Below are 24942 nucleotides of genomic sequence, written 5' to 3' on the forward strand. Positions count from 1 at the left end.
TTCAATCCGTACGCCATATTGAACGGTTGAACTCGGTTGTCCGCGGTATACAGACCAGACCTAGCAACATGTTATACAGTCAGTTGTCTTCAGGCTTCCAGATCAAACGGACGGACTGCACAAATAGCCCACTATGCTCTCCGTAACAGGAGGAGTGGGCTATTCAAGGTTTCAAACTGTCTACGCTTATTTATTCTTCTGCGTGGTCAAGAAATGTCTCAAGCTCATCTAGCTTGCTCGACCAGAAGTGACGATATGACTCCAGCCATTGATCGACTTCTTGGAGAGGTTCCGGCCGTATCGAATAGATGCTTTTTTGCGCAACCGATCGCATCGTAACCAAACCAGCTTCCCGCATGATTCTCAGATGTTTGGAAACACCCGGTTGACTTAATTGGCACTTGTCTACAAGCTCCCCAACCGAACGCTCGCGAATACGTAGTAAATCAAGCATAGTCCGTCTGTGCGGCTCAGCCAAAACTTCAAATATATTCATGGTTTTCATTGTAATCCCTGCTTTTATTGTTGTAATTTCGTGAAGTTGTCCGTTCGTTTTGCGTACTGCTCTGTCATCGGTATCTCCAAATCATGCCGTGGGACAACGCCATAAGTAAGCCCATGCTCCAAGTAATATTCCAGTAAAGTCAATGCTTCACCCCAACCAACAGCGCAGCTCTTTCAACTTTAGTTAGAATTAAAAGCATATTTCTCGCGTATTTCCTTTACGCGTTCCCAAGGAAACTGACGAAACTGTTCATGAAGGACGATATCCAGTACATCAAGATGCACATGCCAGCCCGCCAAAAAATCGGTAACAATAGCGGGTCCGTTAAATGTGTGTGTGAGATGTAGAAGGCACCCTTCCCCCTCTTCCTTTAGACTCCATCGCACTATGGAGTGTCCCGATGTTTGCTCTAGCCATGTGTACTCCAACTCGTACGGGGGATCAACTTTGGTGAAATTGCCATGTACGAGATCTCCATTCTCCCACCGAAATGCAAGTTTGCCGTCCACATTCAAATCCAACTCAGCATGCACAGTTAACCATTTGGCAATTTGCTCTGGGCTTGTGATCGCTCTCCATACTTTTTCTACCGGATGATTCAAATAACGCTCGAAGCTAACGACACGGCGTCCATCCATCTGTATAATCTTTCCGTCCATACAATCCCTCCGAGTATTCAAATTTACTTTTATTGGTTATTATATTACCATTTGGTTATATAACTGTAAAGCAATGAAATGGATAATGTAATCTCCAGCCTCATAAAAATTGGTTTTGGACTGACTCTGAAAAATAAAACAGCGGCGACTCAAGACCTGAAAATGCAGTCTTAAACTCACCGCTGTTTTGATTGGAATTTCTATCCAGTATATGAGTTCCTATTCAAATGATAGATGAGTTGCACAACGCCAGAGGAGAACGTTTTTGTATTTACCAAACTCAAATTCAACCTCTGTTTTATATCTATAAACAACGGTTTTCCTTCTCCCAAAATAACAGGGTGAACAGATAATCGAAATTCATCGACAAGCCCTAAATTGATAAAGGTTGTAATAAGACTGGCTCCACCATATAGCCAGATGTCTTTGCCAGGCTTGTTCTTTAGTAGATTTACTTCTTCAAGAATATGATCGTTAATGAATGTTGCTTTATTGTCAGTCCCTTTTTTCGTCTTGGAAAACACATATTTTTCTTTACTATGGACCAATCCCCAAATCTCTTTTTCCGAATCAGAATGTTCAATTTCCGGCGTATACTGCCCCCATAAATCATAACTTTTTCTTCCATAAAGAATCGTGTCGATTTGATGTAAGAATTGAACAAACCCCATTTCAGCGTCCATTATGCACCAATCAACTTCTCCATTTTTCCCTTCAATAAACCCATCTAACGTAACAGCTAAATCTAATATGATTTTTCGTGTCATGAGTGGTTACTCCTTTCGTTGATTTACCACTATTCTAGACCTTTAAATATGTCAACTTGTGTCTTATTCGTCGTATAAAAACAGCTCACTTCATTGGCGATCGATACCAATGGGCGAGCTGTCTTATGACGTGAGGCTATTTCATCATTGTGTTCCCTGCAACGAAAGTGGATTGGATGGATTACTTCAAGTATCTTCCCATGATAGACTGTTTCGCATGGATGTCATGTCCATGCATCGGGCAACAAATGTCCTTCTGCTACCAGCTTTGAGTTGCCTTCCAAGTAAACGGATTCGGCAGCATCATCTGTGAGATGGTAAGAAATTTTAAGTGGTCCCCCTCGAGTAAGCAGGTTCACAGAGGTGTCGACATGTCCTAAAATACCGGCAATGATTGCTGCTGCAGTCGATCCGGAACCACACGCGTAGGTCTCTGCCTCTACTCCGCGCTCATAGGTTCTGATGCGAAGCGTTTGTCTATCAATCAGTTCCACAAAATTTACATTCGTACCATTGGGAAACTGCTGCTGATCATTTCTGATCATTCGTCCCCATTCTCTAAGCTGGTCGTCCGCTATTGCGAAAACATTTTTGACAAACCAGACCGTGTGGGGAACTCCGACAACACCGTAGTGGTAGACGCCGCTCGGTCCGTCCCACTCATATGGTTGATTCAGCTTCAGCGCTTGTAATTGAACGTCGGGGAATTTGACTTTCACGCCGTTCTCATTGAGCTCTGCCTGATAGATGCCGGCCATCGTTTCGAAACTCATCTTCGTCTTGGCTGCTCCGATGTGGTAAGCAAAGCGCGACATGCACCTTGCACCGTTTCCACACATTTCTCCTTCACTGCCATCTGCGTTAAAATACCTCATCTTAAAATCGGCGATGCTGGAGTTCTCCAGAAGCATGAACCCATCCGCACCGATTGAAGTGCCTCGCCTGCATACATTTTGGACAAAGGCTGAAAGCGTAACCTCGTTCAACAGACCATCGCGATTGTCTACTACAATAAAGTCGTTGCCGCAGCCATTCATTTTTTTAAACGGGACCCCACGATCAAACATTTCGCTCCCCCTTTTTATCCGATGTACCGTGCAAAACAAGCGACTGCTCCACAGGATGGACTGGGGAGCTGTCACCTTGCTTTAAGAAGGATCGATTGCGGGAAATGATTGATAGAGATGACAAGCGACCGATTGCCCTTCTATTTCACACAGCTTTGGCAACTCGACTTTGCATATTTCCATGCTGGAACGGCAGCGAGGATGGAATTTACATCCCTTCGGCGGATTAGACGCAGACGGGAGATCTCCCGACAACACAATTTTCTCTCGCGTATCGTCAGGATCGGTAATGGGCTTGGCTGAAAGCAACGCTTGTGTATAGGGATGCAGTGGTCGTCCAAACAGCTTCTCTTTCTCAGCATACTCGATGATTTCACCTAAATACATGACCGCCACTTTATCGGCAATGTGCTCTACTACGCTCAAATCATGCGAAATGAAGACATAGGTCAAGGAAAATTCTTCTTGCAAATCCTGCAGCAAATTAAGGATTTGCGATTGAATCGACACATCCAGTGCGGAGACAGGCTCATCTGCGATAATCAGCTTTGGCCGAAGAATCAGGGCGCGGGCGATGCCAATTCGTTGTCTTTGCCCTCCGGAAAATTCGTGAGGATAGCGAGATAGATGCTGCTTGCTCATGCCGACAATCTCAATCGTTTCTTCCAGGAGCGCTTGTCGCTGCTCTCTGGGAATACCGTGCGAAATCAGCGGCTCCGTCAAGATGTGCCCGATCGTTAGTTTCGGGTTTAATGTTTCAAATGGATTTTGAAAAACCATTTGCATATTTCGCCTTACTGCACGCATTTCTTTTTTGTTCATTTTTCCTATTTTATTACCTTGGAAACGAATTTCGCCTTGGACCGGTTCCAGCAAACGCAGAATACATTTTCCCAATGTAGACTTTCCGCAGCCTGACTCCCCGACAATCCCCAGCGTTTCTCCTTCATAGACGCTCACATCAATCCCGTTTAGAGCATGAACATAATGCGGTTGTTGAAGCCACCCTTTTCTCATGCGAAACAGCTTGCGGAGCCCTTTCACTTCCAGGATAGGAGTCGTCATCCACCTACCACCGAGCTTTCCTGTACATGCCTCTTGTCTTGGGTAAATAACCAGCATCGACAAGAAGAATACTGATCCACTGGACGGAGCTCAGGATTCTGCTCCCAACATATCGCCATCACTCTATCGCATCGCGGAGCAAACCGGCATCCTTTGGGTTTGTTTTCCGGTGTCGGCACACTGCCTTTTATACTGTGTAGTCTCTTTGTGCGTTGCCTTGGTGTCGATTGGAGCAAACCTACGGTGTACGGGTGCTTCGGATTGCGCAGCAACGACCGTACGTCCGCTGTTTCAATCGCTTGTCCCGCATACATCACCATGACGCGGTCGCACACTTCAGCAATCACCCCTAAATCATGCGTAATCATGATCACTGACATGCCGATATCCCTTCTGATTTTTTTGATCAGATTCAAGATTTGCGCTTGAATGGTCACATCCAATGCGGTCGTTGGTTCATCAGCGATCAGTAATGACGGATTGCATGCAATAGCCATGGCAATCATCACCCGCTGCCTCATTCCTCCTGACAAACGGTGCGGGTAATCCCTGTAAATCTCTTCCGCTCGGGAGATGCCCACCACGGAAAGCAAATCCAGTACCCGTTGCTTTACTGCCGCTTTGCTTTCACCCTCATGCTCGTGCAGTACCTCACTGATTTGTCGGCCGATCGTCAACACCGGATTTAACGAATGCATCGGTTCCTGAAAAATCATTGCCATTTCCTTGCCTCTGAGACTGCGCATCTCGGCTTCACTCAGCGCAAGTACTTCTTTCCCGTTGAACCGAATGCTTCCAGTCAAAGTGGCATTATTGTCCAACAGTCGCATGAGCGAGAGCGAAGTGACGCTCTTGCCACACCCCGACTCTCCGACAATTCCCAGTGTCTCCCCTTTTTTCACATATAAATCAAGCTCATCAACAACGGTAATCGTACCCGACTCTTTCGAGAACCGGGTTGTCAGCCTTGTCACTTCCAGTACATTGTCCATAAATGGAGTCCCCTCTCCAATCCTCTTATTGCCCATTTACTTTTGCGTACGAGGATCAAAAATATCACGCAAGGCATCTCCCAGCCGGTTTACTGCCAACACGACAATGGTGATGGCCAATCCCGGGTATGTCGCAAGCCACCAGGCATCGGACAAATAATCTTTTCCTTCATTCAACATGGTCCCCCACTCGGGAGTCGGCGGCTGCGCGCCCAAGCCGATAAAGCCCAATGCAGCCGTATCGAGAATCGCACCCCCGACGAACAATGTCATGTAAACGAACAATACATTCGTAATATTCGGGAGAACCTGGAAGAGAATGATCCACCAGCTCGGCGTCCCGATCGATCTGCTGGCTTCCACATATCCAGACGACATGATGACGAGCGTCGCTGCCCTGATCAGACGCGCAAAGCTCGGAATCGAAGAAATGCCGATTGCGATCATCGCATTGGTTTGACTCGGTCCAAGCGCCGCGACAATGGCCAAGGCCAAAATGATCCCCGGCAAGGCGAGCAAAATATCCATCATCCGCATGAGCAGGTGATCAATGAATCCTCCCACATACGCACTGATAACACCAATCACCGTTCCTGCCGCTACTGTGATGCCGACCGCCATGACAGCAACCACAAGCGTAACGCGTGTTCCGTATAAAATACGGGAAAACAAATCGCGGCCGATCGCATCCGTTCCGAGAACATGCTTGGCAGACGGGCCTTGCAAAAAGGCTTCGTAGTTACTTTCAGTAGGGTCATAAGGAGCAATCCAAGGTCCGACGATTCCGATCACAGAAATGAGTAAAAGCACTATCAAGCTTAGTTTTGCTGCTCGCTGTTTCTTGATTTTTCCCCAAAAGGCAAGCTTAGGAAAAATCGGGAATTTGGCATGCATCGCCCCATCTGCGACGATTTTGCTCCCCTCATTCAAGTTACCGCCCCTCCTTTTCCGTAATGAGGTCGACACGCGGATCAATCAAACCATAGAGGAGGTCGACCAACATATTTACCACGACATAGACGAAGCCCATAAGCAACACAATGCCCTGAATCATTGGAAAATCACGGGATGAAATCGCACGGATAGCCAATGTGCCGATCCCAGGCCAGTTGAAGACTTGTTCGATGATAACCGCCCCGCCCAGCAGAGTCGCGATTTGCAAGCCTACCACCGTAACAACAGGAATCATGACATTGCACAAGGCGTGTCGGAATAGGATGATCGACTCCCTCAATCCCTTGGCCCGTGCCGTTCGAATGTAATCATGGGAAAGCACTTCGACCATACCTGAACGCGTCAGTCGGCTGATCATCGCGGAAGACAAAACGCCCAAGGTACAAGCAGGCAAAACAAGATCCTTCCATCCTGTACCACCCGCGATTGGAAACCAGCCTAATTGAACGGAAAATAACATGATGACGATTAACCCCAGCCAGAAGCTCGGCAGCGATAATCCGATCGAGGCTGCCGCCATCAGCATAAAGTCCAAGAGCGTATTTTTGTATTTCGCAGCGATAATTCCCATCGTTAAGCCAATCACGACCGCGATGCCAATCCCAGCGAAGGCTAGCTTGGCCGTTGCCGGAAACCGTTCCATGATTTCCACGATGACAGGTCTTTCTGTTTGTAAGGAAGTCCCGAAATCTCCTTGGATGACTCTTTCCATGTAGGTCAGGTACTGATGAGGTAGGGGCTGATTTAGCCCCATTTGTTCACGTAACTGTTCCACTTGTACTTTTGTAGCCTTTTCCCCTAACATGATCCGTACCGGATCTCCCGGAATAAAATGAACGAGCGCAAACGAAAAGATGGAAATGCCGAGGAGGACAATCACTCCTGATAGCATTCGATTCAACAAATACTGTTTCATGATTCGCTCCCTCCTCTCTTCCAGAATGCGTATCGCTAAACTCGCTTGGGAATTTGGCGATAGGAGCCCATCAAGCGAATGACCGTTTGACTTCCGTCTCGTATAAAACGTACGGTTTGATCCGACCCTTCAACATTTGCGAGAAAAACGTCTTCGTCGATCGCTTTTAAAGAGAATGAGTCCGAATGATCGACCGTTACGATCAACGTGCCAGCATCCACGCTTACCTGAAGTTGAATCCCTTCCAAAGAGCCGTACTCGCCCGCATATTCAAGCAGACGATCTGTCGGGAGGTCATATTCCTTATACGTGACATGCGTTGATTTCAAAGGACGATTCTCGATACAGTGAAACGTGCCATGTGCCAATGCGGTAGCCGGCGAACCGCTGAGATTGGTGAGCGCCACAGCAGCCAATCCGTTCTCGGGAATGATGCTCATGTAGGCTTGGATCCCTTTCTCTCTGCCGCTATGGCCCAGCATCACAGCACCGTAGAAATTGGGTGTAATCGCTATACCATACCCGTAATATTGGTTATGTTCGCATCGGAAATAAGGGGTGGTCATCTGCTGCACACTTTCCGTGCGAAGAATCCGTTCCTTCCCAATCAAACCTTTCGTTCGAAACAGCTCGGTGTATCTCATCATGTCGGTGAGCGTTGATTTTAATCCACCGGATGAATGAAACGGCGGTGTCTCAAATAGCGGTGTCCTATCCTCGTACTCCTGCAACTCCACCAAAGAAAAGCAACTATGCTGCATTCCCGCTGGTTGGAGAATATGCTCCTTCACATACGTCGAATATGGCTTGCCGCTTGCCCGCTCAACGATTGCTCCCAGTAGCGTATAGCAATCATTGGAATAACTGAACTCCGTACCTGGCGCGCCCAATAAAGTAAATTCCAGTTGTGCCATATAGGTCATCAATTCCTCATAGGTGTTTATCCCATGCTTGAGTGCTTCATCGACGCAAGATAATGGCGGCAAACCGGAGGAATGGGTTAGAAAGTTGTGAATGGTGATTGCTTGCGTTCCACTTCCCGTTTTTACATGAAACTCTGGCAAAAAGCGGGAAACAGGATCGACAACCGTCAGTTTTCCCGCTTCCTGTAGCTGCATGATTGCAATAGCGGTGAACGATTTCGTAATCGAAGCGATTCCGAACAAAGTATCAACTGTCACTACCTGACCTTGCTCGGCATCACGATAGCCGAAGCCTTTGGCATAAACGAGCTGTCCGTCTTTGGCCACTCCAATTGCAGCTCCAGGCACCTCGCTTCCCAACATTGTTTCTCGGACAAACTCCTCATAACTCACGATCCATTCCTGATTGTTCATGACCTGTTCTCCTTGTTTTTGGTTTCCACGCTTACTTAACCCACACGTCCTGATACAATTTCAATCCGGATGGATCAAGCATCAGCCCCTGAACACGGTTGTTTACCACGACAAACCGTTTTTCCGTGTAAATAGGAATCCAAAACGCTTCTTCCACAGCGCGCTTCTGAAGATCTTCATAGATTTTTGCTCGATCATCGCTCTTCATCGTCACCTGTCCCTTTTCCAGCAAGGAATCGATCGTTTTGTCATGGATGGCTGAACGATTCATCCCACCGATCTGAGTGGAATGCATGAACGGAAACAAGATATCAGGGTCATCAGCGACGTATCCATCCAGCGCCAAGCCAAATGTGCCAGCAGCAGTTAATTCGTCGACTGCGCTACCTTCCAACGTAATGATTTTCACGTCTACCCCAATCGCTTTGAACATTCCTTGCATCAACTGGGCAGGTTGAGACCATACTTCCATACTCAATAATTCGAGATGAAGCGGTTTTCCTGCTTTCTCCCTTATCCCTTGTGCATTCAGTTTCCATCCGGCTTCTTCCAGGAGCTTCACCGCTTCGTCGGGGTTGTATTTGTATGCATATTGGGCAATGGATTGATCGTATCCGAACAAATTTGCTGGTAACGGACCATCTGCAACAATTCCTTCACCTTGCAGATGCGACTGCACGATAGCCTCTTTCTTTATAGCCATTTGCAACGCTTTGCGCACGTTTTTATCTTGTAAAATCTCGTTATTCAAGTTCAGCTCGACAAACAGCCCCAAGCCGCGCTTTGTTTGCTCAAGTACCGTAAAACGATTGTTGTTCTTGAATTTCTTCGCGTCTTTCGCAGGCAGATCAGCGATGTCGATGGTTCCGCTTTCCAAAGCAGCGACAGCCGTTTGCGGGTTTCGAATCAATTTCAGAACTAATTTGTCCGGCCTCGGTGGTCCTTGATTTTTAAAGAAGGGCGTAGCCCAGCGATACGCATCATTTTGAATCAGCGTGATAGAGTCTCCAGATTTCCAGCTCTCCATCTTCCATGGACCGACGCCGACCGGATTCCTTCCGTATTGATCCCCAAACTTTTGTACCGCGTCCACCGAGAGCGGCTGCATCCAGCTCGCGGAAGTGAAATAGGTGAGGAGAGTGGCAGACGGTTCATTCAATTCCAAAATAAGGGTCTGATCATCTGGTGTTTTGATCGATTTGATGATGCCAAGAACCATCCCCACGCCTTTCGGAGCGATTTCCGGAGACATGGCTCGCTCAAACGTTCGCTTGTACGCCTGGGAAGTAAGCAGAGTCCCATCATGAAAGGTAACGCCTTGGCGAATGCGAAATGTCCAGGTCTTCCCATCTTCCGAAAGGGAGTACGATTCGGCCAGATGGGGCTTGACCTCATTTGTTTGGGGATCTCTGTAAAGGAGAGCCCCTCCTAGATTGAGTGCGACCCCCTCCGTGCTTAACGCTGTCGATTTGTGGACATCCAGTGTATCTGGCTCACTGCCGATCGCAACGGTAATCGTTCCGCCCTTTTTCTCAGATAGATTGGCATCGTTTTTTCCGTCATCAGTATCTGGTTTCGTAGCAAGCGTCCCGCAGCCGGCCACGCTTGCCAAAAGTACGAAACAGAAAAGGACAATGCTCACAAACGTGGCGGGTTCCCGCTTTCTTATCCCCATGAATGAAACCACTCTCCCTTGTATGGGATATTTCCTTGCCTCCTACGATCTGAGCCAATCAACCGTTTTTTGATCCAGCTTTTTGACGAGAGCCGTCAGCAATTTCACCGTATTTTCCACATCATCATGATGGAGAATCGAAGCGTGACTGTGAATGTAACGCGCAGGGATTGCAATGACGATGGATGGAGCCCCTTTGCCAACCATATGAGCAGCTCCTGCGTCCGTACCCGCACCCTCAATAGCAGCATATTGATACGGGATGCCTTCCTCTTCAGCCGTATCAAATAACAGATCCCGCAATTTCCGATTGGGCACGAGTGAGCCGTCGAATAGACCAATCGTAGGTCCGCCACCGCACTTGATATCAGGCAAATTAGGAGCTTCGGCGCTTCCCGGCGTGTCAAACGTTATCCCCGTCTCCAATGCAATGAATAGATCTGGCTGCACCATATACGTGCTCGTGAATGCGCCGCGGCATCCCACTTCTTCCTGTGCAGTAGCGCCGCTGAATACGATGTTGGGGTGATCCGTTTCTTGCAACTGTTTCATTACTTCAATGGCTGTCAGGCAACCACCGCGATTATCGAGCGCTTTTGCCATATACATCTTGTCATTCGCCATCACCGTGAAAGGACAGATCGGCACAATCGGATCACCTGGGCGAATTCCCAGCTCCTTTGCCTGTTCTGCACTGGATGCTCCGATATCGATGAACATCCGCTCGATCTCAACCACTTTCTTTCGTTCTTCCGAAGACAGCAGATGCGGCGGTTTTGACCCGATTACGCCGACAATATCCCCTTTGCCTGTTTTAATTTTCACGCGCTGTGCCAGCATCACCTGCGACCACCAGCCACCAAGCGGCTGGAAGGCGATGAATCCATCCTTCATGACACGCGTTACCATGAACCCCACTTCATCCATATGGCCCATCATCATGATTTTGGGTCCATTGGCTAGGCCTGTTTTCCGCCCGATTATGCTTCCCAGATTATCTGTGAACACTTCTTCTGTAAGCGGTTCCAAGCATGTGTGCATTATTTCTCGCACTTCCTGTTCTTGTCCGGGAACTCCGGAAGCCTCTGTCAGTTCTTTCAGTACTTTTACCCAACTATTCATCCATATCTTCCTCTCCATTTGCATGTTATCTCCACCTATCATCAATGCGGTCATAGGAACCGATGCGAAGATCTCCTTTTTCGTTCGCCAGTACATGCTTGGCTATACGCTCAGATGGGGTACGAGGCAATTCACTGCGGTATTCCCAATATCGTGGAACCTTATAGTAAGCAAGATGCTCGGTGCAATAAGAGATCAATTCTTGAGGAGGCACCGTTTGGCCCGCTTTCACTACCACGTATGCCTTGATTTCTTCTCCGCGTATTTCGTCTTTCACCGGAAGGCAGGCAGCATATTGCACGGCCGGATGCATTTTCATGACTTCCTCAACCTCAGCAGCCGAAATATTTTCCCCGCTCCGGCGAATCATCTCCTTTTTTCTGCCAACATAATAGATATATCCGTCTTCATCCATTCGCACCAAATCTCCGGTGTGGAACCAGCCGCCTTGAAAGGCAGTGCAAGTCGCATCAGGATCTTTATAGTAGCCATCCATCATCCCCAAGCCCCGCAGGAGGAGCTCGCCAACCTCGCCTCTCGAAACGGGGCGGTTGTGAATATCAACAATGCGGACGGTCCGGTCTTTATCCGGTTTTCCGATGCAGCCTGTTCCGAGTAATCGGTCATGATCGTGTGGTTTTACCGAAATATCTCCACCTGTCTCTGTCATGCCAAAAACCTCATACCATGGCGCTCCCCATCGCTCTTCCAACTCGCGGTGCAGATGCGGGGGAATGGCCGAGCAAAGGATGGTACGTACGTTATTTTCCCTGTCTAATGGCGAGCGTGGTGCTTTGACCATTAGCGTGGGCATGATCCCCAGGCAGTAGAAAAAGGTAACGCCATATTGCCGTACCTTCTGCCAAAATGTAGAGGGATGAAATCGATCGAGAACCACAAGCTTTGCCCCCACGGCGATCGTACCCAGCAAATTCCATTGTGGGTCCATATAGTAAAAGGGCTGCGCCGTTAACAGTACATCGGAATTGGTCAAATGGGGATGCTGCTCGACCATCTTTTTGGCTATGGTGAGCCAATATTCATGGGAAAGCATACACCCCTTGGGTAAGCCTGTCGTGCCGGATGTATATTGGATGTTGACTAAAGTTTCAGGAAAAACGGGAAGCGCTGTTGGAGTCGTGGGCGCTGTTTCACACATCGTTCTGAAATCGACAATATTGGGATCGTCTGATTGGTCTACTGATAGGATTGTTTTGAGGGTTTGTAAGGAAGGTCTGATCTTCTGTAGCAGGGATATAAACTCCTGTGAAGTTACGATAACGATTGCTTCGGAGTGGTGGAGGATATACTGTGCATCGTACTCTTTGTAATTTACATTGATCGGCACGATAGTCGCGCCCAGTTTTGCCAACGCCAGCCAGGTAAGCGGGAATTCCGGTTGGTTCCTCAGCATGACGGCTACCCGATCCCCATAGCCTACGCCCAGCACCTGGAGCATGTTGGCAATCTGGTTGGAACGGTCTTCTATCTGCTTAAATGACAGTTGTTCATTCCATTCATCAAAAACAAGCCCGATTTTTTCTCCCCATCGTTTGGCCGCCCGTGCCGTCAAAGACTTGATTTCTTGCAGGTCCAAATGGTTTCAGCCCTCCTTCTCTATACCGATCCTTTTTTTCGGAACCCTTCAGCCGCCTGCTTGGATTCGATCGTTTGCACGGTTGCCAGCGCATGCTCGATCTCCAATTCAAAAGCTGCCTCCAGATCGCATTGTGCCCCGCGATTTAGCGCAAATTTGGCTTTTGCAAGCGCTACTTGCGGGAGCTCCGCTAACCGCTTCGCCCACTTCTCAGCTTCTTCAGCTAACACTTTATGATCCACTACCTTGTTGATGAGTCCTAGCTGCAGTGCTTGCGATGCACCGAACCTTTCGCCCGAGAACAGCAATTCTTTCGCCCTGACCAGTCCGATCGCGATGGGAAGGATATGCGAGATTCCTCCGGTAACACTAAGTCCCACACTCACTTCCGGAAAGCCGAATTCGGCATCTTGAGCGGCGATGATCAAATCGCATCCGAGCGCAAACTCACACCCTGCTCCTAGAGCATAGCCATGGACCGCAGCGATCACCGGGAAAGGAACACGCTGGATCTTCCGTGTTATATCCTGAATTTTCTGTATATTAAGGCGGAGCTCAGCCTCATTTGCAGGCTTTTCTTCATGACGCAAATCATGTCCTGCACAAAAAGCATTCCCGCGGCCAGCCAGTATTGCTGCCCTTACTCCTTCCCGTTCCAGCTTATCGAGCGATCCATACAGCTCCTCTACCAATTGTGGAATCACTGCATTTAACCGCTCGGGGCGATTCAGATGAATCCAGCCTATCTCTTGATGGATCTCACACTCTACCACCGCCTTACGTGTTGTCATTCTTTTTTACCTCCGCCTTTATTTTGGAAAACAATGCTTTTGCATTCGAACCGAGCACCTTCTCTAGCACCTCGGGCTTTATGCTTAATTCCTTCCATTCTGCAATCGCGCGTTTCAAAGGAAATACAGGCCAGTCTGTTGCAAAGAGGATTTGATCTTGCAAGAGGTTGTTTGCTAACCTGTACATCATCTCCCACCCTGCTCCTTGCACCCCCAAATACCTTGGAGAAAGCCCTCCCAAATCCATCAGAACATTGGGGTGCTTGCGCAATACGGCAACCATTTCAGGCACCCAGGGCCACCCCCCATGACACGCGATCAAGGTTAATTCTGGGAAATCACAGGCGACCTGATCCAGCAACAGTGGGTGTTCATTTCGGATGGGATGAATCATCGAATAATTAATTCCCGTATGAATGGCAACTGCCAAGCCTAACTCGGCAGCCTTTGCGTAGACGGGATATAATTTGCGATCATCAATCGGCATCTCAAAAAATGCAGGCTGGATGTTTACTCCCAGAAAGCCCAACTCTCTGATGCGGCTCACTTGTTGGACAGCGCGCATCGGTCTGAAATGCTCCATTGAAATCGTACCGAATCCTGAGAAGAGCTCGGTGTGAGCGGATATGACTTTTGCCAATGCTTCATTCAGCATATCCCCATCCTCGCCGAATTCGTATTCTGCATGCATAATGGCGTGGTCTACTCCTGATTCTTTCATTTCTTGAATCAAATCGTCGAGCGTTTTCGCGATAGTCGATCTTACTTGTAATACCGCATCATATTGAGCGACGTACTCATCTCGCATTTCACCTATGCGTGCCTCACGGAACTGCTGTGGCAAGCGGACACGGGCATCAAGAATGTTCATGCGCAGCAGCCCCCAGCCATGGTTTCATAAAAAAACGAGCGGGTTTGGGCAGATCCAAATCAGAGACAGTCAGTTGCTGACCGTTTCGCTTGGCCTGAACGAGCGCAAGCGCCATATCGGAAAAATTCAAGCTGATTTCTTCCAAAGAATTTGGGCCATCCGGCGAGTACCAATGGGCGACACCCGTGCACATTTGAAGTAAAGCCAGGACGGCAAGCTTGGTATTTTCTATCGTAAATACTCCCCCCTCTAATCCGCCCGTTAAAATACGCTGCAAGAGCAGCTCATATTCACTGCGCAACCTGGCAATTTCTACGCGAGTATTTCCTGTGAGCGCACGGAACTCGGTATCTACTACTAGCGCTGTTAGCTTGTCAATGGCATGGCTGGTAACATGAAGCTGTACAAACACTGCCAATTGCTGTTCGGGCGCTTCAAGCTCAGCGAGTACTTCCTTTGCATTTCCAAGAAGGGTCTGTAACCCTTCTTGCATGATGGCAACGAGCAGATCCTCTTTGGTTTTCATGTAATGATAGAGGGTGGAGGAGGTTACCTCTGCTTCTAGAGCGATATCACGTATGCTGGTTGCTTCAAAACCTTTTCTTGCGAATAGCCGTAATGCTGCTTGAAATATTTTTTCTTTCGTCAAAAAAGCGCGCTCCTTTCTACTGATGATTGCAGGAAACGAGAGTCTCTCATGTCCAGTTACTTGTGGCGGTTACATCATCTGTTTTTGGATTTTGTCGATCGATCGATCGATAGGTTGCTTGTAATCACCACTTTACTAATCACCCGTTTTAATGTCAAGATTATTTTTTATTTTCTGACATTAATTTGGACATGACAAAAATCTCCTCCGGTTTCCCATGAGGAGATCTGAATTCGTTATGTTGCCTTACTTCAAGTATCTTCCCGTGATCGACTGCTCCGCACGGATGATCTGCGGAGGTGTGCCCTCGAAGACCACCTGACCGCCGTTGCTGCCTCCATCCGGTCCCATATCGATAATCCAATCCGCTTGGCTGATCACATCGAGGTTGTGCTCGATGACAATTACTGTATTGCCTGCATCCACGAGTCGGTTCATGATCTCCAGAAGGTGACCGATATCTGACATATGTAGACCAGTCGTCGGCTCGTCCATCACGTAGATGCTCCCTTTCTTGTGCAGCTCGCTTGCCAGCTTGATGCGTTGGCATTCCCCGCCCGAGAGCGTGCTGAGCGGTTGGCCGAGTGTAATATAGTTCAGACCCACATCACTCATCGCCTGGAGCTTGCGTACAACCTCTTTTTGCTCAAAAAATTCCAATGCGTGCTCCACAGTCATCTCCAGCACTTCTGCAATTGATTTGCCGTTTAGTTTGTATGCGAGCACCTCTTCCTTGAACCGTCTACCTCCACAAACTTCGCACGGCAGCTTGACGCTTTCAAGGAATGCAAGGTCTGTATACACAACACCTAGACCTTGGCAATTCTCGCAAGCCCCCTTGGAGTTGAAGCTGAACAAGCCTTGGTTGACCTTGTTCACGGAAGCAAAAGCCTTGCGCACATCATCCATAATCCCTGTGTAGGTCGCGGGATTCGAGCGTGTTGACACTCCTACCGCCGACTGGTCGATGACGATCGCATCCGGATGTTTGCTGAGGAATACTTCGTTAATCAGCGTACTCTTGCCTGAGCCTGCGACACCCGTAACTACGGTCAGGACTCCTGTTGGAATATCTACACTCACGTTCCGCAGGTTGTGGAGTGTGGCATCCGCGATGGACAGTTTGCCGGACGGCTTCCTGGAATCTTGCTTCAGTTGGACCGGCCGCTTCATGTGGGTGCCTGTCAGTGTCCCAGACTCCAGCAGGCCTTGGAAGCTGCCTTCATACACGATGGTACCGCCGTGGCTGCCGGCGTGAGGCCCGACATCGACGATATGATCTGCCACCTTGATCACATCAGGATCATGCTCAACGACAATGACGGTATTGCCTTTGTCGCGCAGCTTCTGCAGCAATTCATTTAACCGGTGTACATCACGGGGGTGCAAGCCAACGCTGGGTTCATCAAAAATGTAAGTAACATCCACCAGACTGCCGCTCAGGTGCTTCACCATCTTGACGCGCTGCGACTCACCGCCTGACAAGGTATCCGTCTCACGGTCCAGCGTCAAGTAGTCCAGTCCGATATCCACCAGATGTTGTAACCGCTCCGTCAGCGACTTGACCATCGGTGCGGCAACCGAATCGTCAATCTCCTGAATGACGCGGATGAGCCGACCGACCTCCATGGAGGACATCTCCGCAATGTTGAGGCCATTGATCTTGCAGTTAAGTGCGGCTTGACTAAGTCTTGCTCCGCGGCAGCTTGGGCAGGGACCCTCTGAGATGAAAGGCGCAACAGCTTTTTGTGTACGTTCTGACTTCGTCTTTACATCCTGCTTGATGTATTTGTTGGTGAACTTCTCAATGACGCCTTCCACTGTAATATTCGTTGCCTTCCCTGCAAAATCCATCTTCACTTTCTTCGCCTTGCCATAGAGCAACTGCTCCAGTTCCTCTTCCGAATAATCGTTCAGCTTCTTGTCTGGATCGAAGGAACCCGACTGCACGATGATCGTCCAATCCCAGCTTTCTACCTTATAGTCCGGCAGCATGATTGCCCCTTCATTCAACGACTTGGACATGTCAACAGCCTTGTTGATGTCGACGCCTAATTTGCGACCGAGCCCGTTGCATTCGGGACACATACCTTGTGGATCGTTAAATGAGAACATATGCGCTTGTCCAACATAGGGCTGACCCACTCGGGAGAAGAGAAGACGGAGTATGGGAGAGATATCAGTAATCGTGCCCATTGTGGAATGGGAACCACCGCCCAGCCGCTTCTGGTCCACGATAACCGCCATGCTCAGGTTCTCGATCGCGTCCGTATCCGGCTGCGGATAGCGTGGCAGGAAATTGCGCACGAACATGCTAAAGTTCTCATTCAGCAATCGCGTGGATTCTGCGGCGATCGTATCGAAGACGATCGATGACTTTCCCGATCCAGATACACCGGTGAAGATCGTAATCTTCCGCTTGGGAATGCGCAAGGAAACGTTCTTGAGATTGTTTTCCCTCGCACCGGAGATAACGATATACTCCTGATTAGATTCGCTCATGCCCATCATCCTTCCGAAAGTATTCATTTCTACTTATATTTACATTGTACCATTCAAAAGGAGATCTTTCGTACCGAATGCGGTTATTGTTCCAACCCCCTCATCCCCCTACCTATTATTTCCAATGAACAGCCGTCACTTTCCCCAAAGCACCCACCATCCAACCCAATTTTTGTTGTGTTCACCCACACCATTTCCTTTTTTCAAAGCCGCCCATGAAAGTTTGGGATTTGATATGGCCGAATTTGCCACCCTATCGCTGCCCGCTTGTATTTGAGCGAACTCACAGTAAAAAAGCATTGATTTTTGAAAAGATGGATGTCAGCAACCGGACACAGTTGGTGAAAAAAATGCTTGTGTAGGACGAAAAAAGAGGAACCGTAGATGGCGGCTCCTCTTTTTATATGGCTACGGCATGACATACGGCTGTTCGAATAAAATATTCTCGACTGCCTCTACTACTTTTTCCGTCCACTCACGTTCCTGATCCACGTTAGTGAGATAAATGATCGTTTTATCGGTATAAATGTATCGTCGTATCCAGCTTCGATACCCCGGCCAGCTTCCCCCGTGATGCACGACTTTTCCTGTCACCTGATCTTCACGCAGCCGCCAGCCATATCCATAATCAGATAGACTGTTGTCAGTGAGCTGCACTGGGGAAAACGCTCTCTCTAGTGTCTCTTTTTTGACCAGCTTTTCCGTGTAAAGAGCTCTGTCCCATATACGCAAGTCATCCAGTGTTGAACTGACCGCGCCGTCTCCCTGAATGCCATCCAGATAAATGACAAAATCATGCTCACTTGATTCATCCGGTAACACGAATGCTTCAGATTGAGGAGAATACACGTATCCATAGGCGTAATGCTGAGTCAACTCAGGAGAATATCTTCGGTTGTACACCTTCGTGTGCTGCATACCTAGTGGTTGAAAAATGTGTTGCTGCAAGAAATCAGCAAATGGTGTATCAGCTACGTGTTCTACAATAGAAGCCAATAAAGCGTAGCCAGTATTACTGTACTCATACTTTTCATTGGGTTGAAACAACGCGTCGGGTCGATGCTTGATTAGCTGTTCGAGTATGTCTTGATTCGTAGCTATTTGTTTTTTGTCCCAAGATTGCGAAAACAATTCCATGTAATCTGGCAAACCGGATGTGTGCACAAGTAGATTTTCTACAGTAATATCAGCATAAGGGAAATCTGGAAAGAAGTTGTCAACCTTATCCGTATAGTCGAGCTTGCCTTGCTCTTGCAAGATCATGATGCCCATTGCTGTAAACGCCTTGGAAACCGATGCGAGTTCAAATACCGAATGCGGTGACAATCTCTCAGCCGTCTCCAGATTGGCCATTCCTAAGGAATTTTGATAAAAAGGTTTCCCCTCTTCCAAAATCAAGATGTTGCCGCTCCAATTGTTTTGTTCGGCAATCGTAGAAAAAAGCTCATCAAGCTGGCGGCATCTCGCATCACTTACCTTGGCTCGCTGGGTCATTTTTCGTTTCCCCCACTCGTTTTTTTATCTTGAATAGTAAATTGTCTTCCAGCAAAAGCCATTCGAACAATTTCATTATTTCCCAATCTGATAAACCGTGCAGAGAAATCTGTTCCAAAAGCCCGGACTACAAAGAGATCTTCAGCAAATGGTCTCATTACGTAGTTTTCTCCCAAAAAAGAGAGCACCAGTTGACCATTTTCCAATCGGATCGGCAATGTCCCAAACTCGCTCGAGTGATAATCCCCCACGAATGGTTTCATAGCTTCCTCTGCTAGGAAATCAATCTTGCTAACCAGATGAGAGGATTTTGGAGGGCGGTTTTCCAGACTATTTAACGCACCCAACATAACAGCCAAAACCGGTGACATTTCTAGATTGGACAGTGCCACTCCGGCCAATCCTGTTTCGGGAAAGAAGCACATTTGAGCCGTTACCCCTTTAATCCCACCACTATGTTCCACTAACTTTTTTCCAAAGTAGTCAGAAGTGATTACCAATCCGTACCCGTAAAATTGACCAGGTGCCATGTCAGTCGGAAAGTAAGGGGTTATCATTTGTTGTACACTTTCCGGTGTCAGAATTCGATTTCCCCTTGCTGTAAGTCCACCTTTGCAGAACATGTCCGTATATCGCAACATATCCCGCACCGTTGATTTTATAAATCCTGCCGCCCGGGAAGCGGGAGCATCCCACCAATTCGGAGATGAGACCACTTCCTTGAGATCGCCTTTGTCCCGCATGATATACAGCTTTGTAATATTCTCATAGCCATTCAGCTCTTCCAGAAAAAAGCTCGTGTGCTCCATCCCGATTGGGTCTATGATATGCTCCTTGACATAAGCCTCATACGACTTCCCGCTGACGCGTTCAATGATCGCTCCCAGCAAGGCAAAACAATCATTAGAATAACTGAACTCTGTACCTGGTGGCCCTAAAAGCTCTACATCTAATGAAGCGATAACACGCATCAGCTCTTTGTACGTATCGATTGGCACCGTATCATCTGTCTGGTTTTGCAGTAATGGATGGTCTTCTGCCTCATTTTCTTCCAAGCTTCGCATCACACTCGCAAAAAACGTTGGCAAGGGAGGAATTCCACTCGTATTCGTCATAAAATGATGAATCGTGATTTGCCCCACATCAAGATTTTTCAGACGAAATTCCGGCAAATATTTGACAACAGGGTCATACACGGATAACTTACCCGCTTCTTGTAATTGCATGACCGCCACACAGGTAAAGGATTTTGTTATGGAGCCAATTCCAAATACCGTATCGATTGTAACTCCTAACTGCCGTTCCACATCACGGCAGCCAAATCCGTTACTATAGAAGATTTGACCATCTTTTGCTAATCCCATACAAACACCAGGAACCTGACCCTCTGTTATCATGTTTTGAGCATATTGTTCAAAAGAATCAATCCACTCGTTATTTTGCATGCGTTTCTCTCCTTTGTTGACATGTAGTTAGTTCTCGATCCAGCTGTCATTATACGTCGGCATGACAGATGTCCACTTTACTCCTTTTACTCGAGAATTTATGACAGTAAACGCCTTTTCATAATAGAGAGGGACAACATACGCTTGCTCAATCAGTTGCTTTTGTACATCCATATACACTTGCTTTCTGGCATTAGTCTGTATGGTTGTACGCCCTTTCAAAAGGAGGGCGTCCAGCTTGTCATCTTTTACACCAGACAGATTGTAGGCACCGCTGGAATGAAAATAAAAATATAAAATATCAGGATCATCATAGGCGCCCGATATCAACGTTACATCAAAATTACCTTTGACGACTTCCTGCATGTACCCTGCTATTTCTAGATTCTGTATCATTATGTTGATACCCGCCTCTCCCAGCATGGCTTGGAGCAATTGGGCTTCTTTGTCAAAATCTGCGGTACTGAGTAAATTCAGACTCAGTGTTTTTCCGTCCTTTTCTCTCACACCACTTCCATTTACTTTCCAACCAGCATCGTCCAACAATTTCTTGGCCTCGTTCACATTATACGCGTACCCGTACTTTTCTAAGGATTTGTCATACCCTAGCGTCGATGGAGATAATGGCGTATGGGCTACTTCGCCTTCTCCCTTCGTAACAGCCTGGACAATAGCTTCTTTATTGACGAGCATATGAAATGCTTTACGCACCTGAATATCTTGAAACGGTGGTCTCTTCAAATTCATCTCCATCAATAAGCCCAATCCAGGACGTAAGCGTTCTATCACTTGATATTTCGGATTATTCCGATAATAGATCGCGTCTTTCACAGGTATTTCCGTTGCTACATCGATAGCACCACTCTCTAGCGCTGACAATCTGAGTTGACTGTCAGCAATCGCTTTTATGACAAGCTTGTCAGCTCTTGGAGGACCTTGATTTTCATAATATGGTTCTCCCCACTGAAAAGCTTCATTTCTAACATACGTGACACCTTCGCCCGCATTCCAGCTCTCAAACTTCCACGGCCCTACTCCCACAGGACTCCTGCCGTAATCCTCCCCAGCCTTTTCAATTGTTTTCAATGATAACGGCTGTGTTACATCATTCGCTAGCGAATCAAGGAAGGCAGCATTGGGTTCGTGTAGTTCCAGAACGAGGGTCTGATCGTCTGACGCTTTCACACTTTTTATTGGAGCCATTACTTCAGCGGCTGTTTTTGCTTTTGTCTGCGGATTAAGAGCACGATCGAAGGTTTCCTTAAAACTTTTGGCAGTCAGCGGTGTTCCATCGTGAAAGGTAATCCCGGAACGAATGGTGAAGGTCCACGTTTTGCCATCCTCAGAAATTTTATAGTCACTAGCCAGAGAGGGCTTGTATTCGTTTGAGTCAGCAGCCTTATATAGCAGCGATCCACCGAGCAACCAGGTATAGACCCCAGCAGATCCAGCAGACAAGTGAGCATCTAACGTATCCGGTTCATAAGGGTACGCTACTGTAATGGTTCCGCCCGATTTTGGTTTGGCACTCTCCTGTTGCTCGGCTGGCACAGTTGTTTGCGTGCTGCAACCAACCACCAGGAGCAGACATAGCGTGACAAATCCCGCCCAAAAGACACTGTACATTTTTCGCTTGTTTTTCTTCATGTGTCAGCATACCACCTCCTACCCTTTTCTTTTTGAAAGAGCTTCCGATGATGACAGATGATTTCACCTCCTTCGCAAGCTGTAACAAAGCGTACATTTACTCTTTATCCAGTTGTTGAAGCTTCCACTGTAGTCCTTGGTAGAATAATTCATTTGTTTTCATGTACGCTTGCAGACCTGGGTACAGGATTGAACAAATTCTTCTGAAGCGTTCGAGATTTTCTGATTGGTTTGAAAGCAACCTTTCAGCAAATCGACGGAAAAATGACTGCGGGACAGGGAGTTCATCAACATCGGCAAACAGCAAGACATACTCTTGAATATTCGCCTGTACGACAGGACTGTCTGGAGTTGCATGTTGCTCCGCAGCTTTCAACAACTGTTTATGGTTTTTAAGCATTCTGGCGCTCCACATCTCCACACTGATTTTAGGCAGGTGAACTACTTCCAAGAAGGACATAACATCCTGCTTCATCTCGCGGACAATCTGTGGATCATTAAACATTTCCTCAAACTCATCTAATGCAGCCGTTTGCGCTGCCGAAAGCTTGCCTTCCAGCAAGGAAGATACGTTAATCCCTAGTAAAAAAATTTCGCGCCATTCAACCGGAAATTGTTCAGGAAAAACGGACGAAAACATTTTTTCTAAAATAAACTTTTCTCGTTCCAATGCATCTGCGGAAATTGATTCAATTAGCTCGTGCATATAGCTCAGAGAATCATTGCCATCCTTACTCTGCTTTGTTTGTTCCAAAATAGACTTCATGCTGGCAAGCGTACGCATTTGGATGTCCAAGGCTTCGATTTGCCATTCTATCGCCATATCAACAGGGATATCCCCAGCTAACATTCTTTTAATCTCATCAATTCCAAAGTTTAAATAGCGAAGAGTTAGGATCAGTTTTAACCGCCATATTTCCTCTGCCGTATACATACGATGACCTCCATGAGTTATCTCAGAAGGTGAAAGCAGGCCTATTTCGTCATAATAACGGACAGTGGGTACAGAAGATCCTGTCATTTTCGCCACTTGTCCTATGGAGAACTTTTGTGTGGTGTCTAAACTGTTACTCGCCTTTCCGTGCACATTACAACACCTCCTAATCAATTATAAAACCTCAAGTAGCTTGAGATTCAAGGGGCATTATGAATAAAAGAGATTACAACGTTTACATAATCGGACAGATTGCAGTTATTCATAGAGATCTGTACTGAGATATTTAAGTCCTGAATCATTAATCGTTAACACAATATTTGCCCCTTTTTCTTTCCCTTTCAAAAGCTGTAAGGCAGCCGCAACATTTGCTCCCGAAGAGAATCCTGCGAATATTCCCTCTTTTCTTGCTAGTTCTCTAGCAACTTGTGTCGCTTCTTCATCTGTAACATGGATGTAGTCTGTAACGAAGCTCTTATCCAAAAGAGGCAAATCCATGGAATATCCCCCACCTTGGATTTTGTGATTGAGGTAAGTAGCCGCTTTACCAGAGTAGAACGGTGCGGTGTACGGTTCAACTAAATAACACCGAATGTTGGGATTATACTTTTTTAACGTTTTTGCACAACCTGCAAAAGTGCCACCAGAACCGGCAAAATCAAGGAAAACGTCTACTTTTCCATTGGTTTGTTTCCAAATTTCTTCCCCTGTGTGAAATTCATGAGCATGAAGATTGCCAATGTGATGAAATTGGTCTGCACGGAACGCATTTCTTTCTTTTGTGATTTGCTTTGCCATTTCTTCCACTTTCGCAAGGTCTTCACCAGAAACTTGCCCGACAGGAGAACCAGGCGCTTGGTCTACTAAAACAACTTCTGCTCCGAGAGCTTTCATCATCCTCGCTCTTTCCATTGAATTTCCTTTTGACATGACAGCAACGAATTGATATCCTTTGACTCCGCAAACAATCGCAAGCCCTGTCCCTGTATTGCCACTCGTTAATTCCACCACAGTATCATTTGGTTTTAGTATTCCAGCCTTCTCAGCCTCTTCAATGATCTGCAAAGCGATTCTATCCTTTTTGCTAAAGCCGGGATTTACATATTCCAGTTTGGCAAAAATATTTCCATCGAGATTTTTGGTTAGCCTAGAAAGATGAACCATAGGAGTGTTACCAATCGCTTGATGAACGCCTGATAAAATCGTGTTCTCCATAGACATAGCGCCTCTTTTCGTATATTTTGGACTATATAGTGTCTGCTTCAAACCATATATAGCTTGATTGTAAAGTATAACGTACATACGTACAAGATAACGCACGAACTCTATGGAGGCATTTTATGGAAGAATTTCACACAAATATTGGAGAGAACATAAAACGTATTCGGAAAGAAAGAAACTTGAGCTTGGATAAAACTTCTGAAATAACAGGAGTCAGCAAAACAATGTTAGGACAAATTGAAAGAGGCAAGTCGGCTCCAACTATCACAACCCTTTGGAAAATAGCGAGCGGGTTGCGTTTATCCTTTTCTTCACTCGTTAGTCAGTACAAGCCGAATGTTACGATCGTAAAAAAGAAGGAAGTAAATCCGATTATTGAAAATAACGGACAGTATCGTGTATATCCACTGGTTCCCTATAATCCAGAACAACAGTTCGAGATCTTCTTGGTAACCCTTGAACCAGGATGCGAACATATAGCAGAACCGCATTCAACAGGGGTTGAGGAATTCATTCTCGTAAATGAAGGCACGCTAGAGGTTGTTGTCAATGAACAAGTTTATATCGTTGAGCCTGAGGATACTCTTATTTTTAAAGCAGACAGGCCCCACATTTATCGAAACAACGGAGATCATATCGTAAAATGTTCCGTCGTCATTCACTACTCGAGTCAATGAAAACAAAGAGAAACCCCACTACATGTAGGGTTTCTCTTCCGTTAGATCACTAGCA

At 47.0% G+C, this 24942-nt stretch carries 23 protein-coding genes; 1 reads left to right on the top strand and 22 read right to left on the bottom strand.

Annotated elements, in window-relative coordinates; genetic code table 11:
• Positions 1-190 precede the first annotated feature (190 nt).
• The 22 genes from ASG16_RS28405 to ASG16_RS28505 form a co-directional block, all read right to left on the bottom strand.
• On the bottom strand, positions 191-505 hold the full coding sequence (locus ASG16_RS28405) for an ArsR/SmtB family transcription factor (protein ID WP_056487645.1): 315 nt from the start codon (positions 503-505) through the stop codon (positions 191-193).
• Positions 506-519: 14 nt separating this feature from the next.
• Positions 520-648, bottom strand: coding sequence for a hypothetical protein (locus ASG16_RS31575; RefSeq protein ID WP_255344525.1), 129 nt, complete (start codon positions 646-648; stop codon positions 520-522).
• Positions 649-684: 36 nt separating this feature from the next.
• On the bottom strand, positions 685-1164 hold the full coding sequence (locus ASG16_RS28410; protein ID WP_056487648.1) for an SRPBCC family protein: 480 nt from the start codon (positions 1162-1164) through the stop codon (positions 685-687).
• Positions 1165-1364: 200 nt separating this feature from the next.
• Positions 1365-1931, bottom strand: a complete 567-nt coding sequence (locus ASG16_RS28415; RefSeq protein WP_056487651.1) for a dihydrofolate reductase family protein — start codon at positions 1929-1931, stop codon at positions 1365-1367.
• A gap of 224 nt (positions 1932-2155) precedes the next feature.
• Positions 2156-2998: a diaminopimelate epimerase gene (dapF, locus tag ASG16_RS28420; protein ID WP_056487653.1), complete on the bottom strand. Its 843-nt coding sequence runs from the start codon at positions 2996-2998 to the stop codon at positions 2156-2158.
• Between the two features lie 81 nt (positions 2999-3079).
• Positions 3080-4063: an ABC transporter ATP-binding protein gene (locus ASG16_RS28425; RefSeq protein WP_056487656.1), complete on the bottom strand. Its 984-nt coding sequence runs from the start codon at positions 4061-4063 to the stop codon at positions 3080-3082.
• On the bottom strand, positions 4060-5055 hold the full coding sequence (locus tag ASG16_RS28430) for an ABC transporter ATP-binding protein (protein WP_056487660.1): 996 nt from the start codon (positions 5053-5055) through the stop codon (positions 4060-4062). The genes ASG16_RS28425 and ASG16_RS28430 overlap by 4 nt, the downstream gene beginning before the upstream one ends.
• A 36-nt stretch (positions 5056-5091) precedes the next feature.
• Entirely contained in the window at positions 5092-5985 is an 894-nt protein-coding gene (locus tag ASG16_RS28435; RefSeq protein ID WP_056487662.1) for an ABC transporter permease, read from the bottom strand.
• Position 5986: 1 nt separating this feature from the next.
• Positions 5987-6925 (bottom strand): nickel ABC transporter permease, encoded by a 939-nt coding sequence (gene nikB / locus ASG16_RS28440; RefSeq protein ID WP_056487665.1) that lies wholly within the window; start codon positions 6923-6925, stop codon positions 5987-5989.
• Positions 6926-6960: 35 nt separating this feature from the next.
• On the bottom strand, positions 6961-8262 hold the full coding sequence (locus ASG16_RS28445) for a serine hydrolase domain-containing protein (protein WP_056487668.1): 1302 nt from the start codon (positions 8260-8262) through the stop codon (positions 6961-6963).
• Positions 8263-8293: 31 nt separating this feature from the next.
• Positions 8294-9937, bottom strand: coding sequence for an ABC transporter substrate-binding protein (locus ASG16_RS28450; RefSeq protein WP_056487671.1), 1644 nt, complete (start codon positions 9935-9937; stop codon positions 8294-8296).
• 42 nt (positions 9938-9979) lie between these two features.
• On the bottom strand, positions 9980-11059 hold the full coding sequence (locus tag ASG16_RS28455) for a M42 family metallopeptidase (RefSeq protein WP_056488507.1): 1080 nt from the start codon (positions 11057-11059) through the stop codon (positions 9980-9982).
• Positions 11060-11084: 25 nt separating this feature from the next.
• Complete coding sequence (locus ASG16_RS28460; protein ID WP_056487674.1) at positions 11085-12656, bottom strand: AMP-binding protein; 1572 nt, start codon at positions 12654-12656, stop codon at positions 11085-11087.
• A 20-nt stretch (positions 12657-12676) separates the two neighbouring features.
• Complete coding sequence (locus tag ASG16_RS28465) at positions 12677-13447, bottom strand: enoyl-CoA hydratase/isomerase family protein (RefSeq protein ID WP_056487678.1); 771 nt, start codon at positions 13445-13447, stop codon at positions 12677-12679.
• Entirely contained in the window at positions 13434-14318 is an 885-nt protein-coding gene (locus ASG16_RS28470; RefSeq protein WP_056487681.1) for an amidohydrolase family protein, read from the bottom strand. Before ASG16_RS28470 ends, ASG16_RS28465 begins: the two co-directional genes overlap by 14 nt.
• Entirely contained in the window at positions 14305-14967 is a 663-nt protein-coding gene (locus ASG16_RS28475; protein ID WP_056487683.1) for a TetR/AcrR family transcriptional regulator, read from the bottom strand. Before ASG16_RS28475 ends, ASG16_RS28470 begins: the two co-directional genes overlap by 14 nt.
• 246 nt (positions 14968-15213) lie before the next feature.
• Positions 15214-17469 (bottom strand): ATP-binding cassette domain-containing protein, encoded by a 2256-nt coding sequence (locus tag ASG16_RS28480; protein ID WP_056487685.1) that lies wholly within the window; start codon positions 17467-17469, stop codon positions 15214-15216.
• Positions 17470-17877: 408 nt separating this feature from the next.
• The gene (locus ASG16_RS28485; RefSeq protein ID WP_056487689.1) at positions 17878-18963 is read right to left on the bottom strand and encodes a serine hydrolase domain-containing protein; all 1086 of its coding nucleotides are present in this window, start codon (positions 18961-18963) and stop codon (positions 17878-17880) included.
• The gene (locus tag ASG16_RS28490) at positions 18960-20408 is read right to left on the bottom strand and encodes a serine hydrolase domain-containing protein (protein ID WP_056487692.1); all 1449 of its coding nucleotides are present in this window, start codon (positions 20406-20408) and stop codon (positions 18960-18962) included. The genes ASG16_RS28485 and ASG16_RS28490 overlap by 4 nt, the downstream gene beginning before the upstream one ends.
• 27 nt (positions 20409-20435) lie before the next feature.
• Positions 20436-22055 carry an ABC transporter substrate-binding protein gene (locus ASG16_RS28495; RefSeq protein ID WP_056487695.1) on the bottom strand — a complete coding sequence of 540 codons (1620 nt, stop codon included), beginning with the start codon at positions 22053-22055 and terminating at the stop codon, positions 20436-20438.
• 97 nt (positions 22056-22152) lie between these two features.
• Positions 22153-23142: a MerR family transcriptional regulator gene (locus ASG16_RS28500; protein WP_056487698.1), complete on the bottom strand. Its 990-nt coding sequence runs from the start codon at positions 23140-23142 to the stop codon at positions 22153-22155.
• A 105-nt stretch (positions 23143-23247) separates the two neighbouring features.
• Entirely contained in the window at positions 23248-24204 is a 957-nt protein-coding gene (locus ASG16_RS28505; protein WP_056487701.1) for a PLP-dependent cysteine synthase family protein, read from the bottom strand.
• A 125-nt stretch (positions 24205-24329) separates the two neighbouring features.
• Between ASG16_RS28505 and ASG16_RS28510 the strand changes: the two genes are divergently transcribed.
• Complete coding sequence (locus tag ASG16_RS28510; RefSeq protein WP_056487704.1) at positions 24330-24887, top strand: helix-turn-helix domain-containing protein; 558 nt, start codon at positions 24330-24332, stop codon at positions 24885-24887.
• Positions 24888-24942 lie beyond the last annotated feature (55 nt).

Source organism: Brevibacillus sp. Leaf182 (assembly GCF_001423865.2).
GTDB classification, from domain to species: domain Bacteria; phylum Bacillota; class Bacilli; order Brevibacillales; family Brevibacillaceae; genus Brevibacillus; species Brevibacillus brevis_C.